The organism is Massilia aurea (assembly GCF_014200505.1).
GTDB classification, from domain to species: domain Bacteria; phylum Pseudomonadota; class Gammaproteobacteria; order Burkholderiales; family Burkholderiaceae_D; genus Telluria; species Telluria aurea_B.
The window spans coordinates 528,150-543,655 of the sequence record NZ_JACHBX010000003.1; the positions used below are offsets into that span (position 1 = coordinate 528,150).

Below are 15,506 nucleotides of genomic sequence, written 5' to 3' on the forward strand. Positions count from 1 at the left end.
TGATGACTAGATAGCAAAAACGTGACATGTCGGCACATTCTCCCGGCACTGTAGGTATTTTGTCAATGCCGGATAGCTTCGTACGTTTCATTGAGGTAATACTAACATTTGGCTGGAAAGTGTGCCGCGCGAATAAGCGGCCGGCTGGGTGGAACCAGCTACATCCCGTCAGATTGCGGGAACACCAGGGTGAAGCGATTGCCCGTGTCGTTGCTTTCGGCCCGGGCTTCACCACCGTGCAGATGCATGATCGAGGCGACAATGGCCAGTCCCAGGCCGCCCGAATCACCGCCCTGGCTGCGTGCCGGGTCACAACGATAAAATCGTTCGAACACGTGCGGAAGGTGGACGGCCGGGATGGGTGCGCCGGTATTGTGCACGGCGAGGCTGACCGTGTCGCCATCGGCGCGGGTGTGGATCGTCACCGTACCTTTGGCATCACCATAACGCAGCGCATTGGCCAGCAAATTGGCGAGGGCACGCCGCAGCAGCGCGCGGTCAGCAACCAGTTCGCCGGCCGCGTGCACCACCACGCTGATCCCGCGTTCTTCGGCCACGCCTTCGAAATAGTCCACCAGCTGGGTGCACAACTCTGCCAGATCAATGGTCTCAAGCGTGACGCTGCTGGCCGGCTGCTCCGAACGCGCAAGGAACAGCATGCTGTCGATCATGCGCGCCAGGCGCTCGTATTCTTCCAGATTTGACGCCAGCAGCTGTTCATAGTCGTCGGCGCTGCGGCGCTTGCGCAGCGCGTGTTCCGTGTGGCCCATCAGGTTATGCAACGGCGTGCGCATCTCGTGGGCAAGGTCTTCAGAAAAGCGCGACAGCTGGACAAAGCCGTCGGCCAGGCGCGTCAGCATCTGGTCGAGCGCTGCGCCCAGTTGCTGCAGTTCCTGCGTTTCTTCCAGCGGCACCGGTGTCAGCTTCACCGCCACGTTCTGCTGCAGGCGCCGCACGTCGACAGCGGCGGCCTGCTGCGCCATCAGCCGCACAGGCCGCAGCGCGCGCTGGCTGATCAGCCAGCCCAGTACAAACGACAGCAGCGCCCCGCCGGCCAGCGCCGCCCCCAAGGTCATGCGGTAGCTGGCCAGCATGCGCTCGCGCTCAGCCAGCATCTTCGCGGCGACCACAGTGAAACGGCGGTTGCCCTGCCAGACATCGACCCAGGCCAGCCGCGCCGCCTGGCGGGTGGCGACATCGGTGAGGCGGATCGATGGCGCGGGCGGCAGGGACGGCAGCGCCAGGCCGCCCGGATTCACGGCGATCAGCAGCTGGCCCGTGGCATCGAGCATCCACAAGGCGTTGTCGCGGTTGCCCAGCATGTTGGCGTACAGCTGCGGGCGCCGGCGCAACGCCTCGATACTGTCGCTGTCGGCAACCAGCGCGCGCATGCGATCGATCCGGCCTGCCAGCGCGATGTCGTCGCGCCACGCCAGCTCGCTTGCCAGGGACCGGTACAGGAACACGCCGATGGCCCCCAGCAGCAGCGCGCTTGCCAGGGCAAACCACAGCGCCAGGCGCATGCTCAGCGAACGAGGCGTGAACGCAAGCCTCATGGCGTCTCGCCCAGCATGTAACCCATGCCACGGACTGTATGAATCAGTTTCAATGGATAGGGATCGTCGATTTTCACGCGCAGGCGGCGGATGGCCACATCGACGACGTTGGTGTCGCTGTCGAAATTCATCTGCCACACGTGCGAGGCGATGACCGCACGCGAGAGCACCTCGTCGACCCGGCTGACCAGCAGGTGCAGCAGCGCGAATTCCTTGCCCGTCAGGGTGATCCGGTCACCCTGACGCGTGACCCGGCGGCGCAGCACATCGACCTGCAGGTCGGCGACGCGAAATTCCTGCATGTCGCGCGGCGGTCCGCGCCGCAGCAGCGTGCGCACGCGCGCCAGCAGTTCGGCAAACGAAAATGGCTTGACCAGATAGTCGTCGGCGCCCAGTTCGAGGCCGCGCACGCGGTCTTCGATGGCGTCGCGCGCCGTCAGGAACATCACCGGCGTGGCCGACCTGGCGCGCACCAGTTGCAGCAGCGCCCAGCCGTCAATGCCCGGCAGCATCACGTCGAGGATCACCAGATCGAAGTCGAACTCCTCGATCATGTAACGGCCGTCAAAGCCATTACTTGCCACTTCGACGATGTAGCCGGACTCACGCAAGCTCTTTTGCAGGTAGTCGGCCGCCTTGCGTTCATCTTCCACGATCAGTATGCGCATTGCCTGCTCCTTGTGCCGCAATCTTACTGCCCGCCGCGCGCCAGATGACAAAACTGTCATCTGGCCGTCATCTGGTTGTCGCCGGGCGCTGCGTACCATGCGGCCATTCGAACACCACCGGGATGATTCCATGTACCACCCACTGCCTGCAGGTTTGCTGACCGCGTTGTTACTGGCCTGCCCTCAGGCCAGCACCGCCGCCCCGCTGACCGTACCCCACCGCACTATTTCACTCGATGGCGCCAGCCGCCTGCTTGACGCAGCAATGGCTGCCTGCCATGCCGACGGCAAGGTGCTGGCCGCCGCCGTGGTCGACCGCGGCGGCAACCTGGTTGCCCTGCGCCGCGATGATGGCGTCGGCCCGCACAACACGATCGCTGCCCAGCGCAAGGCCTACACGGCGCTGTCAACCAGAACGGCGACCCGCCTGCTGGCCGCCAATGCCCGCGCCAGCACCGAAGCGGCCAACCTGAACACCGTCGACACGCTGCTGCTGCTCGGTGGTGGCGTGCCACTGATGGCTGACGGCGAGCTCATTGGCGCCATCGGCATTGCCGGCGCCGGCGGACCGGCCACAGACGAAGCCTGCGCACAGGCCGCCATCGACAACGTGTTCCGCAAGACACCCTGATCGCTGGCGGCATTGACGTTCAGCTTATTTCTACACTTACCCCTACGGAGAACGCATGAAATTCCTTCAGACCCTGCTCGTTATGACCCTCGGCGTTGCTGCGCACTGCCCCAGTGCCGCGGCCGCAACCACCGTCGCACCTGCCACTGCGATCAACCCGCTCAGCGTCCACGTCCTCAACCTGCAGGACGGTTTGCCATCAGCCGATGTGGCTGTGACGCTTGAGCAGCGCGTGGGAGACGGGTGGACGATGCTCGGCGAAGGCGTCACCAATGCCCAGGGCCGCATCCCGGCCCTGTTCCCCGCCGGCGTGGCCATGGTACGCGGCACTTACCGGGTCACATTCAAGACTGGCAAATGGTTTGCCGAGCACAAGAGCCCGACGTTCTTCCCCGAGATCCCTGTCATCTTTACGGCCGACGGCAGTGTCCCGCATTACCACGTGCCGCTGCTGCTGAGCCCTTACGGCTATTCGACTTACCGCGGCAATTGAATCCGTGCAGCGGGAAAGACAATCAGCAGCGCGCCGGCACAGAGCATCAGGCGCCTGACGTCAAATCCCGCACCAGGTCGGTCAATACGTCGACCAGTGCTTTGCTTGCAGCCGTGCGATACGCCCCTTTGCGCCAGGCATAGACGACATAGCGCGACGGCATTGGCGGCAGCAGCGCAACCGCGTGCAGATCGGTATAGGCGGCAGAAATCGGGTTGGGCAGAACTGTTCCCAGCGTTCCCTGACGAACGATTTCGACCAACGCGCCGATGGCATTGACTTCGACGGCGACCTTTGCCGCGATACCGTGGGACGCGCAGTACGCATCGATTTGCTGGCGGGTGGCGAACGACTTGTTGAGCAACACCAGCGGTTCGGCAACGAACGCCGCCAGCGGCAACGCGGCAGACCCGGCGGCGAGTCGATGACTGGCGCCGGTCACGAAGCCGAGCTGTTCTTCGTACACCGGTGTGTAGTCGAATATTCGCAGCCCGCAACCCAAACAATCTCCTCATTTTTTAGAAAGATGTCATCTTGTCGTCCTTTCAGCAATGGTGTCGCGACTTCCTTCCCGCCCCGATTCAAATAGCGCCTCGTGAACAGTTACGCAGCAGTCTGGGCGCGCTGATCGGGATCTTCTTTACGGGCGTGATTGCCTGGTTTTTCGGCGGACCAATCGACAATCTGCCATTGCTGGCAGCGCCCTTGGGCGCGTCTGCCGTGCTGTTGTTCGGCGTACCGGCAAGCCCGCTGGCCCAGCCATGGGCGATCATCGGTGGAAATCTGATCGGCGCAGTAACAGGCGTCAGCTGCGCTTACCTGATTGCGATGCCGCTCCTGGCGGCAGCAGTTGCCGTGGCGGTCACGGTCATGCTGATGTTTTCGCTTCGCTGCGTGCATCCGCCGTCCGGTGCGGTGGCAATCACCGCGGTGCTGGGAGGCAGCAAGATTCATGCGCTTGGCTATGCATTCGTGCTGTTCCCGATCGGCCTCAATTCTGTTGCCCTGCTTGCCGGCGCCCTGGTTTATCACAGGCTCACCGGGCATCGCTATCCTCACCGCGCGGTTCACAAGACGCCTGCGGCCAACCATGACGCGACGGAGATATTCACACGTGCGGATCTTGACGCGGTATTACTCAGGCGCACCGAAATACTGGATGTCGATGTCGATGACCTGGAATCGGTGCTGGAAGAAGTGGCGCAGGAAAGTCAGCGACGTCGTATGACCATATCCAATTCATCCTGAAACGGGCGATGATGGAATACAGGCCACTTCGATTGGGTTGCTGCCTGTTGAGACCGGCAGCAATTTTCAGCCTGACGACCTGCTAAACTGACGCGGGCGGCCAAATTCGGGCATGACGGAACGCTAGTAACACCGCCAGCCTTATCGTGCTCATCTCATGGATTACCTTGCAAAATATGAAAAATTTTCTGAGTACCGGGTCGGGAACTGCCATTGGAACACTTCTCTACACTGGCTTCCTGAGTACGGCGCATGAATTTGACTGGGCGCGTGCTGCATTCGTGGGAGTCGTTTGCGGCGCCTGCGCCGCCGTATGGTCCAAGAAAAAGCATGAACAATAATCTGCGCGATGAAATCTCTGCCTGAACTTCGGCTCAGGTACGATTCCTGCAGATCACGGTAGTCGCCGGATTTTAGCTCGGCAATCTACTACGCTGGCCGACTGACTAAACTCCACCTTGGATTCAATCGCTCGACATGACTGAAATACGTTGGCACTGGGTCGCTCCCTTAGCCCTGGTCGCTATCGTGACCTTATTCCTCATTTTCCGCTTTCGAAACAAGCATTGGTTGCGGCCAATCGCTGTCACAGCTGCAGGCGCAGTTTTCTCACTTCTTTGGGAGGGCATCAGCGGCGACAGTAGCGCTCTTGGTCCAATTTTGCTCACTGGTTTCATTCTGACTATTACTACTGCAGCCGTTGGGCGCAAATAATCGCCTTGTCTCTACGCTCGGCACGTTGACCCGCATCCTGATTCGGTATTTGAGCAGTGTGCGCCAGGCATCGACAGCAGCTGGCAGAACCGCGCTCAGGGCTTGCGAAACACGACCGCATGCTGGATCGGCAGCGACTTGATGCTGCGTTCCCACTTCAGGCCATGCGCCGTGGCTTCACGCCGTATCTGCGCCTCGCTCATCTTGTGCAGCGGCTTGATCGCGACTGCCGGATCCTCGGCGCGATATTCGACAAAGACAACGCGCCCGCCCGGCTTGAGGGCGCCGACGATGCTGTCGAGGACTTCTGCGGGATAGGCAAGTTCGTGATAGACATCGACCATGATGGCCAGGTCGATGCTGGCCGGTGGCAGTTTGACGGTGGTTTCGCTGCCCAGCACCGAAACGACGTTGCGCACGCCGCGCTTTGCCATCTGGCTGTCGAGCATGGCGATCATTTGCGGCTGCACGTCGACGGCGTACACACGTCCGCCAGGCCCGACCTTTTTCGCCAGCTGCCAGGTGTAATAGCCGGTGCCGGCGCCAATGTCGGCCACCGTCATGCCGGGCGCCAGCGCCAGTTCCCGCAACAGCAATGCCGGCCGCTCCTCGTGCGCGCGGCTTTCGCGTTCGAGCCATTGCGCGCCCTCCCACCCCATCACGCCGGAGATCTCGCGCCCCATGTAGCGCTTGCCGATCCCATCCGGGCTGGGTGCGACACGTTCATAGCGCGTGTCGGCGGTCGCTGCCTGTGCCACGGCATCGATACTGAAGGATGACAGCAGCGTCAGCGCCGACAGGCAGGCGAGCAGGATGGGGAGCGCACGGTAGGTGCGGCCGGTGCGGCAATTGCTCGGGAGGGTGCAGTGCATGATCGGTTTCCGTAAGAAGTCGCGGCCGGCAATGGCGCCGGCAGGCGTGCCGTGGTTGGGAATGATCAGTGTAGCTGTGTTGACTGTCCGACGTACTTTCACGTGGCGACCTCCGTCGAACGATGGACGCTATTCAAAAGGGAATCAGCGAATCCGCGAATCGCGCTCGGCTCGTGACTGCTTCGCTATTCAACTGGTGCGCTCCGGGAGGAACCAACTGTCCGTGAAAGTATGCAACGCTTTCCCCTTGGCACCCTGTTACGATGAATTTAACTACCGGGTTCGCCCACAGCGGACATTCTCCTGTTTTCACATCTGGAAGCGACTTATGAAAATCCGCTGTGCTTCGTGCGCTTTGGCGTTCCTGTTATTGACTAACATTGTCGAAGCAGCCCCTCTTGTGAGCTATTTCCCATCGAAGGATCTAGGACTCTTTTTGGCGGATAAGTTTGACTTGGCCAGTATCCGAAGTTCTTTCGGGCCACGCCGCTCCCCTGCACTGCGCACATTTGCTGATTTCGGCATGACGCCGAGTAAAGCCATTGAGAATGCGCTTGTGTTTGAGACGCCAGGCAGCTGGTTGTATGAGTTGAAGATTGTGAGTAGGAAGGATGTCAATGGGGATGGCATCGAGGACCTGGAGGTTTGCTTCGTCGATCAGGCATTGAACGGCGGAACCTACAACACATCAAAAGGCCTGCTGGTTACGCGCTACTCCGCTGACGGCTATGCAGTTGCCTTGAATTTCAGTCTTAACGATGGCATTTGTCATGAACATGCTCGGTAGTGGTGCTGGCTGCCTGCGCTTGCTCGCGATATCTGCCAGCACGCCAAAAGAAAGTCGACATCGATTTAATAGAAAGCCAGCAAAAAGAAGGAAGACGGCGAGAAATTAAGCCGGCAATGCTATGAACCGGAGCTCGCGTGACCGCTTCAGGTCCGTGCTAGTTCTGGCCGCCAAGTGGCAATCCAGGACCAGATCCCGAACAGTTTTCGCCCATGGTCAAGGCCTTATTCCACCACCGGCGGCCGAGCCACATTGTGTGTCATGGATATGACGCGGCACGCTGCCTTACACAGGTACACCCCGCAAATTCCAACGCACACGAAATGCATCGATAAAGGCACGCCATTGCGAAACAAATAGTAGGCTATCAGGACGTGTTGTTTGTTGGTCACATCGATACACGAAAGTTTAAGTTAGTTGTATGATTTACTCTTTCCATAGTGCAACTATGATTGCACTCCCTTTTGTCAGTGACATCACAATTTAGGAACACGAACATGCCAGTACCATTCCTCTTATGGGGCGCAGCTGCATTGTTAGCCGGGACCGGTGTAGTCAAGGGTGTCGGCGCGATGAGCGATTTCGACGAAGCCAAAAAAATCGGTGAGACCGCGCGCCGACGTTATGAAAAGGCTGAAGCAGCGCTCGATAAAGATCGGGATAATACGAATACCGCGTTCGAAGATTTGGGCAGGTTCAAGCTGTCGATCTTCAGCGAACAAATCAAGCATCTCGTAGAAGTCATAAAAAGGTCGAAGAGCGCAAAATCGATCATGAAGGACTTCGATGTCAAAGTCAGTGTGGACGAACTCAAGGAAATGGAACGCCTTGTGCTGAAATCCCTGGAAATCGAAAAAGGGTTGGGTGTTGGCGCGGCAGCTGGAGCGCTAGCGGCCATGGGTGCATATAGTGGGGTTGGAACCCTAGCTGCAGCTTCGACTGGTGCAATGATCTCAGGCCTTAGCGGCGCTGCTGCCACCAACGCGACTATGGCCTGGCTCGGCGGTGGAGCATTGAGTGCTGGCGGCTACGGCATGGCCGGTGGCGCAATCGCGCTAGGGGGCATCGTACTGGGACCGGCATTAGCCATTGGTGGTTTCATGATGGCCAGCAAGGCGGAGGAAGCACTTACCCAATCGCGTGCCTACGAGGCAAAAGCCGATACCGCTGTAGCAGAGATGAAAAAAGTCACTCTGGCGCTAGCGGCTCTACGCTCCAACGTCAAGGAGTTGTCGGCAGCATTGGAAGGTCTCGTGCAACGTTTCGATGCCGTTAAAGTCGACGACGACAGCGATCCGCAAGCATTCGCGACCATGGTCATGGTTGGCAAAGGGCTCAAAAATCTGCTCGACGTCGCGATCATGGGAGCAGACGGCGCCGCTGTGCCAAACATCAAAGCCAAGATCTCTGGTCTGGCAGAGTTGTCTTAAGGTCAGCCATGCTCCACATCCTCTCAAAAGCAGCCCCTGTCGCTGGTGATGCCGGTCGAGCGCTCGAGAATATCGTCGACGCGTGGAAGCAATACAAAATAACAGCAGAAGTCGAACAGACGAAACGGGAATCGATCCGCGCCACGCGTGACGTTAACATCAAGATGATTGATGAGAATGCCGCGATCCTGAAAGCTTACCTGGCCAGTATGTTCAAGGAACGTGCAGAAATCATCGAAGGCATGTTCGTGCGGCTCGACCAAGGCTTAGCTGCCGGTAATGCTCAAGCGGCTTCCGATGCCATGGCCGCGATCGTTGCGGTGACTAAACAGTCCCCGTTGGCCGGCGCACGTGAATTGCTGCTCGATCTTCGTAACCCTGAGGTCACTAGCATCGAGATATGAGGGACGCTTTTCCGTGCAATCAATGCGGAGCCTGCTGTAAGTCGGTTGAACTATCTCCACAGACTGCAGGGCTGGATCGCGGTGACGGTACCTGTCGCCATTACGACGATGAAGAACGTCAATGCCGCATCTATGCACTGCGTCCCGACGTCTGCAATGTAGAGAAAACCTACGAAGCCCAGTTTCAACATAGATTGGTGTGGGCCGTCTATGTCGAATTGAACGTGCGAGCCTGTGTCGAACTCAACGCGCGACAGGTCGAACGGAGTGGCATTAGAGAGGCGTAGTCTAATCGTGAAACGGTGCCGTGCCAGGCCTGTCCCACCGATAGCCTGTGGCAGACTTCTTTATTCGGCCAAAGAATAAACGTGCGTGCGCCTATGCCGCGGTCGTGAGATTGCCCTGCTGGCCCTGACCAGCAGGCGCTGCGCGCAGCAGCGCTTCGATGGCATCCGGCGCCACTGGCCGGCTGTAGCAGAAGCCCTGCATCTGGTCGCACCCGTGGGCCAGCAAGAAGGCGAGCTGGTCGGCCGTTTCGACGCCTTCGGCAATCACGTTGAGCTTCATCGAGTGCGCCAGGCCGATCACGGCGTCGACAATGGCGGCGTCATCGGCATCGTCGATCAGGTCGCTGACGAACGAGCGGTCGATCTTGAGGCTGTGGATCGGGAAGCGCTTCAGGCTGGCCAGGCTCGAGTAGCCGGTGCCGAAATCGTCGATCGCCAGCTGCACGCCCATGGCCGCCAGGCGCGCCATCGTGGCGGTGGCCGCCACCGGGTTCTGCATCAGCACGCTTTCGGTGATTTCCAGTGTCAGCGCGCGCGGATCGCACCCGGTTTTTTCGAGCAGCACCGCGACGCGCTGGGCCACGTCCTGGCCCAGGAACTGGCGCGCCGACAGGTTCACGCTGACGCGCACCGGCGGCAGGCCGCCCTGCTGCCAGGCCACCTGCTGGGCCATCGCGGTTTCCAGCACCCACTCGCCGATCGGCACGATCAGGCCGGTTTCTTCGGCCAGCGGGATGAAGTCGGCCGGCGACACCATCGGTTTGCCCTGCGGCTGCCAGCGCAGCAGCGCTTCGACGCCGCCCAGGTGGCCGGTGGCAATGTCGACCACCGGCTGGTAGTGCAGCACGAATTCGCGGCGCTGCAGCGCGCGTTGCAGCTCGCTTTCCATGCGCAGGTGCAGCGCGGTCTGCGCGCCCATGTCGGCCATGTAGAAGCTGAAACCGTTGCCGCCCTCACCTTTCGAGCCGTACATGGCGCTGTCGGCGCACTTGAGCAGTGTGGCGCTGTCGGTGCCGTCGCGCGGGTACATGGCGATACCGATCGAGCCGGTCGGGAAGACCTCTTGCCCGCACAGCAGCAGCGGCTGGAACAGGTTGTCGAGGAGCTTACGGGCCACGCGCGCGGCGTCGGTCTCCCCGGTCATCTCGGGCAGCACGACGACGAATTCGTCGCCGCCCTGGCGCGCCACGGTGTCGCTCTCGCGCAGCGAACCGGCCAGGCGGCGCGCGATCTCGACGATCAGCTGGTCGCCCGCGTCGTGCCCGAGCGTGTCGTTGACGTGCTTGAACCGGTCCAGGTCGATGAACATCACCGCTACCTGGCTCCCGGCACGGTGTGCATGGGCAATCGCGCGTTCGAGCCGGTCTTGCAGCAGCACGCGGTTGGGCAGGCCGGTCAGGGCGTCGTGGTTGATCACACGCAGCAGCGCTTCTTCGGCGCCCTTGCGGCGCGAGATGTCTTCGACGACCGAGATGAAACGCTGGTTGCCATAGGCATCGCGCATCGTCGAGACGCTGACATTGACCCAGATCGGCGTGCCGTCGCGCCGCAGCAGGCGCCGCTCGCGCTGGTAGTCGCTGATCTCGCCATCACGCAGGCGTTTGACCAGTGTCAGCTCGTCGGGTAAATCGTCGACGTGGGTCAGTTGCTGGAAGAAGCGCTGCAGCAGTTCGATTTCGGTGTAGCCCAGGATCTGCGCCATCTTGCCGTTCACGCGCAGCAGGCGCCCGTCCGGGCCCAGCAGCACGATGCCCACCGCCGCCTGGCTGAAGGTCAGGCGGAAGAACTCCTCGCTCTCCTGCAGGCGCAGGCGCGCCTTGCGGCGGAAGGTGATGTCCTGGCCAATGAGCAGGAGCATGTAGCCACCGGCCTGCTCGGTGCGGCGGATATTGAATTCGAGATGGCGCACGCCGTCCGGGTGGCCTTCGAGCGAGACGAGGATGTGGTCCTGCGGCATGCCGGTAGCAAGTGCATCGCTGACGCGCGCGGCCAGGCCGGCGTCGGGCAGCCAGCGCGCGAGGGGATGGCCAGCGCTGGCCGATTCTTCCGGCGCGTCGATCAGCTCGGCCATCATGCGGTTCATCGAGCGCACGCGGCGCTCGGCGTCGATGACCAGCAATCCTGCCGGCATGCCGTCGATCACTTGCTCAAGATAGTTGCGGTTCTGGCCAAGCAGCGCATGGGCGTCCCGCAGCGCGTGGGCTTCGCTGGTCTCAGGTTGATCCTGGGTGGCTGCGGCGTGCAGGCTGGGGGCCACATCGGTGTGTGGTGCGGGAGTCTCGTTCGTCTGGATCATCATGGGAAGCGCCTCTGGCTATCCAACATGATCGAGTGTTATTTTTTGTTGGATACGATTGTTGCATGATAGCAAAGCAACGCCGTGCAGGCGACCGTTGTCGATCCTCTGTTGTTATTTTGTGTGAGATTTCTGCGTAGCAGATGACATGATTCAAGTTCACTAATGTCCGGCGCTGCAGCGGCTCAATGTGGACAGAGAAAATAAGGTGAGAGTTATCCGGTCCAACCCAACCGGAGTCCACCATGCATTCAGGTTTTCTGCTGTCGCGCGCCGCTGGCGCACTCGCCATCGTGTGCAGTGCCAGCGCGGCGCATGCCCAGGTCAACGTCACGCTCAGCCCGGCGCAGCCGGCGGTTGGACGCGACGACAACGTCCTGGTAACCGTCACGCTGACCAATACCTCGAACACGGTCCAGCAATTGCTGCGCTGGCGCACGCCGCAGCAGGTGCTGGAGGCGCCGCTGTTCGAGGTGCAGCGCGACGGCCAGCCGGTGCGCTACCTGGGCCGCCGCATCAAGCGCGCCGCGCCGGGGCCGGCTGATTACCTGCAACTGGCCCCGGGCGAGGCGCTCTCGCAGACGGTCGAGCTCTCGCGGTTCTACGAGATGCGCATCACCGGCAACTACACGATCCGCTACCGCAGTCCGGCCATGCCGGCGCCGGGCGCGACCACCGGCGCGGTCGTGGGCGAGCTGGCCTCCAACCCCGTCACGATCCGGATCGACGGCAGCAGCACGCCGACCCTGCAGGATGCCACCGCCCCCGGCCCTGGCTTTGCCAACTGCACCAATGCGCAGCAGACGCAGCTGACAACCGCAATGGCGGCCGGACGCGCGATGGCAGCCGACAGCCACGCCTACCTGACCTCGGGCACACCATACGGCGCGCGCTATGCGATGTGGTTCGGGGCACAGGACGCCGCCCGCGGCGCAAAGGTCACGGCCAATGTCACAGCGATCAGGGAGGCGTTTGAGAACAAGCCCATCAAGATCGACTGCGATTGCGACGAGTCGTATTTCGCCTACGTGTATCCGGCGCGGCCGTACACGGTTTGGGTGTGCAAGGCGTTCTGGGCCGCAGCGCTGACCGGAACGGATTCGCGCGGCGGCACGCTGATGCACGAGCTGAGCCACTTCAATGTGGTGGCGGCGACCGACGACCACGTGTACGGCCAGGCCGCGGCAGCGGACATGGCGCGCAGCGCGCCGCAACGGGCGATCAACAATGCCGATTCGTATGAGTATTTCGGCGAGAACACGCCGCGGCAGGCGACTGCGGCCCAGGCTGCAGGGGAGTGATCGACCATGACACTGCTCCCCACTACTCTTGCTGCGGCCTTGGTCAACTACCGGCTCGACACGCGTAACCGGCCCCTGCGCATGGTGCTGGGCCAGGCCGGCTCCGCCGATTCCAATGCGCTGCTACCGCACCATGCCAGCGCCAGCGAATCAGTGTGCGGCGGCCTCGAGCTGCAGATTCTGTGCCTGTCCGAAAATGCGACGCTCGAACTGAAGCGTTTTATTGGTCTGCCCTGCGAACTGCAGATCGTGACCGACCGGGGCAACCTGCGCAGGCTGTGCGGAATCGTCACGGCGGCGGCATCGGGTCACAGCGACGGCGGGGTCGCGAGTTACAAGCTGACTGTGCGCGACGCGCTGTCGGTGATGGACGCGACGCGCACGACGCGCGTTTTCCGCGACAAGAGTGAGCTCGAGATCATCGAACTGGTCCTCAAAGAGTGGCAAAGAAACAATCCCGTGATCGCGGCGACCTTCGACTTCGATATCCACAGCGGTCTGCTCAACCGCAAGCTCCCGAAGCGCGCGCTCACGATGCAGTTGAACGAATCGGATGCCAGCTTCGTGCGCCGCCTGATGCAGCGCCGCGGCATCGCCTGGTTTTTTCGCCCGGGCAGAACCGACAGGCAGCGTCAGGCCGGCGGCGATGTCGCCGGCATCGGCCACTCGTTGGTGCTGTTCGATGATGACAAGGATCTGGCGCGCAATGCAGCCGGGACGATCCGTTTTCACCGCGATGGCGCGACCGAGGAGCGCGACGCGATCACGCTCTGGAGCGCCGAGCGCACGCTGGTGCCGGGCCATACGTCGTTGCACAGCTGGGATTACCTGAACCCCGGCAAGGGCGGCTCAACGACCAGTTCGCCGCTGCGCGTCAACCAGGGCAAGACGGGAAACGCGCTGGCCGCCAACCTGGAACAGTACCAGGTGACGGCGCCGCACCTTGGCGACAACCGGCTCGACCTGCTGGCCATCAGCGATGCGCTGGTGGCGTACCACGAATTCGTCGCCAAGTGCTTCCATGGCGAAGGCACGGTACGCGACCTGGCCGTTGGCGAGTGGTTTAGCCTGACCGGCCATCCCGAGATCGACAAGCACCAGCCCGAACAGCGCGAATTCGTCGTGACCGCGCAGCGCATCGATACCACCAACAACTTGCCGGCGGACGTCAATGCCAAAGTCGAGCGGCTGTTTGCACGCAGCGGCTGGGATATCGTCCGGCTTGACGACACTGCACAAGCGCTGCGCTACCGGTCCAGCTTCAGCTGTGTGCGGCGCGGCATACGGATCGTGCCGCCGCCACCGGTGATTCCGCAGCCGCAGCTGCAAAGCGCAATCGTTGTCGGACCGAAGGACGAGGCCGTGTGGTGCGATCACCTGGGGCGCGTCAAGATCCGTTTTCCGGCGACGCGCGCACAGGAACACGCGGACGGCGCAGGTGCATCGGGTTCGGATCGCGACTCGGCCTGGATACGCGTCGCATCCGGATGGGCGGGTAATGGCGCCGGCAACCAGTGTGGCGCGCGCCTGCTGCCGCCCGTGGGCGCCGAGGTGCTGGTGGCGTTCGCTGGTGGCGATCCCGACAAGCCGGTCATCATCGCCCAGGTCTATAACGGCGCTGCCCCACCACCGGCCTTCCGGCGCGAAGACGGCCTGCCCGCCAACCACTTTCAGTCGGGCCTGCGCAGCCGTGAAATCCACGGCCAGCGCGGCAACCAGCTGCGGCTCGATGACACGACCGGACAGATCAGCGCGCAGCTGGAGAGCGACCATGCAGCCAGCGAACTCAATCTGGGCTACCTGACCGAACCGCGCCAGGAAGGCAGCGCCAGGCCGCGCGGCGAAGGGGCCGAATTACGCACCGAAGAAGCCATTGCACTGCACGCGGCGCGCGGCATTCTGCTCAGCGCCTGGAAGCTGCTGGGTGGCGGCGACAAGGGTGCGCAACTGGCGCGCGACGATTATCTTGGCCTGCTGCGCGACTGCGGCGAACTGTGCGCGTCGCTGGGCACCTACGCGGCGCAGCACAACGGGTTGGCCATCGACACGGCCGAGCAAGAGGCGCTGCTGGCGCGCTTCACGGGGTGGGAAGACGGCAGCAATACCAAGCCGGAGGCGGCGCAGCCGGGCGAACCGGTGATCGCCGTGACGTCCCCGGCAGGAATCGGCTTTGCCAGCTCGAAAGCCGTGGTCAGCTACGCGGGCACCAACGTCGACACCGCCGCGCAGCAGCACATGCAACTGACTGCGGGCCAGCGGTTCTCGGTCAATGCCGGCAAAGGGCTGTCGCTGTTCGCGCATCACGGCGGGCTGCATGCAATCGCCCACAACGGCAAGCTCCTGTTGCAAAGCCAGCACGACGACACGGCCATCGAATCGGCGCAGAACATGCAGCTCACGGCGACGGAAGGCACGGTGACGGTAACGGGCAAGGTCATCCTGCTGGTGGCGGCGGACGGTTCGTTCCTTAAGCTGGGCGACGGCCCGCCTGTACTGGGCAGCAAGGCGCCTCTGCGGTTTCATGCACCGGATTACACGCTCGACGGGCCTGAATCGATGGCGGCGCAGTTTCCTGATTTTGGCGCCGGCGGTGCGGATCAAAAACTGGAACTGCGCTACCCACGGGGCGTGGCGGACGACGACGGCGCCGAGCCGCTGGGGGCGCTGGTGAAGGACATGAAGATGCACGTGGCGCTCAGCGACGGCACGAGCCTGGAGGGTGTCAGCGATGCACAGGGCAAATCTGAATTGCTGGCGCGTGATGCGATGCATATGGCTGAGATCGTGCTGTCGCGCGGCGGCAAAGAACAATAGGAGAG

The 15,506-nt window shown here is 62.0% G+C and carries 14 protein-coding genes; 9 read left to right on the forward strand and 5 right to left on the reverse strand.

Annotated features, from left to right (window positions below; genetic code table 11):
• Positions 1-158 precede the first annotated feature (158 nt).
• Together HD842_RS16195 and HD842_RS16200 are read right to left on the reverse strand one after the other, a co-directional pair.
• The gene (locus tag HD842_RS16195; protein ID WP_183555754.1) at positions 159-1,556 is read right to left on the reverse strand and encodes a heavy metal sensor histidine kinase; all 1,398 of its coding nucleotides are present in this window, start codon (positions 1,554-1,556) and stop codon (positions 159-161) included.
• Positions 1,553-2,224: a heavy metal response regulator transcription factor gene (locus tag HD842_RS16200; protein WP_183555755.1), complete on the reverse strand. Its 672-nt coding sequence runs from the start codon at positions 2,222-2,224 to the stop codon at positions 1,553-1,555. The genes HD842_RS16195 and HD842_RS16200 overlap by 4 nt, the downstream gene beginning before the upstream one ends.
• Positions 2,225-2,354: 130 nt before the next feature.
• On the opposite strand from HD842_RS16200, the gene HD842_RS16205 reads away from it, so the two are divergent.
• Both HD842_RS16205 and uraH read left to right on the forward strand, forming a co-directional pair.
• Positions 2,355-2,855, forward strand: a complete 501-nt coding sequence (locus HD842_RS16205; protein WP_183555756.1) for a GlcG/HbpS family heme-binding protein — start codon at positions 2,355-2,357, stop codon at positions 2,853-2,855.
• A gap of 55 nt (positions 2,856-2,910) precedes the next feature.
• A complete protein-coding gene (gene uraH / locus HD842_RS16210) occupies positions 2,911-3,348 on the forward strand; it encodes a hydroxyisourate hydrolase (RefSeq protein WP_183555757.1) in 438 nt (145 codons plus the stop codon).
• 46 nt (positions 3,349-3,394) lie between these two features.
• Here uraH and HD842_RS16215 read toward each other — a convergent pair whose 3' ends face one another.
• The gene (locus HD842_RS16215; RefSeq protein WP_183555758.1) at positions 3,395-3,850 is read right to left on the reverse strand and encodes a LysR substrate-binding domain-containing protein; all 456 of its coding nucleotides are present in this window, start codon (positions 3,848-3,850) and stop codon (positions 3,395-3,397) included.
• Between the two features lie 32 nt (positions 3,851-3,882).
• On the opposite strand from HD842_RS16215, the gene HD842_RS16220 reads away from it, so the two are divergent.
• On the forward strand, positions 3,883-4,596 hold the full coding sequence (locus HD842_RS16220) for an HPP family protein (RefSeq protein WP_221290652.1): 714 nt from the start codon (positions 3,883-3,885) through the stop codon (positions 4,594-4,596).
• An 809-nt stretch (positions 4,597-5,405) separates the two neighbouring features.
• Here HD842_RS16220 and HD842_RS16225 read toward each other — a convergent pair.
• Positions 5,406-6,182, reverse strand: a complete 777-nt coding sequence (locus HD842_RS16225) for a class I SAM-dependent methyltransferase (protein ID WP_183555759.1) — start codon at positions 6,180-6,182, stop codon at positions 5,406-5,408.
• Positions 6,183-6,510: 328 nt separating this feature from the next.
• On the opposite strand from HD842_RS16225, the gene HD842_RS16230 reads away from it, so the two are divergent.
• From HD842_RS16230 to HD842_RS16245, 4 genes are all read left to right on the forward strand, one after another.
• A complete protein-coding gene (locus HD842_RS16230) occupies positions 6,511-6,969 on the forward strand; it encodes a hypothetical protein (RefSeq protein ID WP_183555760.1) in 459 nt (152 codons plus the stop codon).
• Positions 6,970-7,466: 497 nt separating this feature from the next.
• Positions 7,467-8,399: a hypothetical protein gene (locus HD842_RS16235; protein WP_183555761.1), complete on the forward strand. Its 933-nt coding sequence runs from the start codon at positions 7,467-7,469 to the stop codon at positions 8,397-8,399.
• A gap of 8 nt (positions 8,400-8,407) precedes the next feature.
• A complete protein-coding gene (locus HD842_RS16240; RefSeq protein WP_183555762.1) occupies positions 8,408-8,803 on the forward strand; it encodes a hypothetical protein in 396 nt (131 codons plus the stop codon).
• Positions 8,800-9,090 carry a YkgJ family cysteine cluster protein gene (locus HD842_RS16245; RefSeq protein ID WP_183555763.1) on the forward strand — a complete coding sequence of 97 codons (291 nt, stop codon included), beginning with the start codon at positions 8,800-8,802 and terminating at the stop codon, positions 9,088-9,090. The genes HD842_RS16240 and HD842_RS16245 overlap by 4 nt, the downstream gene beginning before the upstream one ends.
• A gap of 91 nt (positions 9,091-9,181) precedes the next feature.
• Here HD842_RS16245 and HD842_RS16250 read toward each other — a convergent pair whose 3' ends face one another.
• Positions 9,182-11,389 carry a putative bifunctional diguanylate cyclase/phosphodiesterase gene (locus HD842_RS16250; RefSeq protein WP_229424790.1) on the reverse strand — a complete coding sequence of 736 codons (2,208 nt, stop codon included), beginning with the start codon at positions 11,387-11,389 and terminating at the stop codon, positions 9,182-9,184.
• Between the two features lie 242 nt (positions 11,390-11,631).
• Here HD842_RS16250 and HD842_RS16255 point away from each other — a divergent pair, with 242 nt between their 5' ends.
• Both HD842_RS16255 and HD842_RS16260 read left to right on the forward strand, forming a co-directional pair.
• A complete protein-coding gene (locus HD842_RS16255) occupies positions 11,632-12,687 on the forward strand; it encodes a M35 family metallo-endopeptidase (RefSeq protein WP_183555764.1) in 1,056 nt (351 codons plus the stop codon).
• A 6-nt stretch (positions 12,688-12,693) separates the two neighbouring features.
• On the forward strand, positions 12,694-15,501 hold the full coding sequence (locus HD842_RS16260) for a type VI secretion system Vgr family protein (RefSeq protein WP_183555765.1): 2,808 nt from the start codon (positions 12,694-12,696) through the stop codon (positions 15,499-15,501).
• Positions 15,502-15,506: the final 5 nt, after the last annotated feature.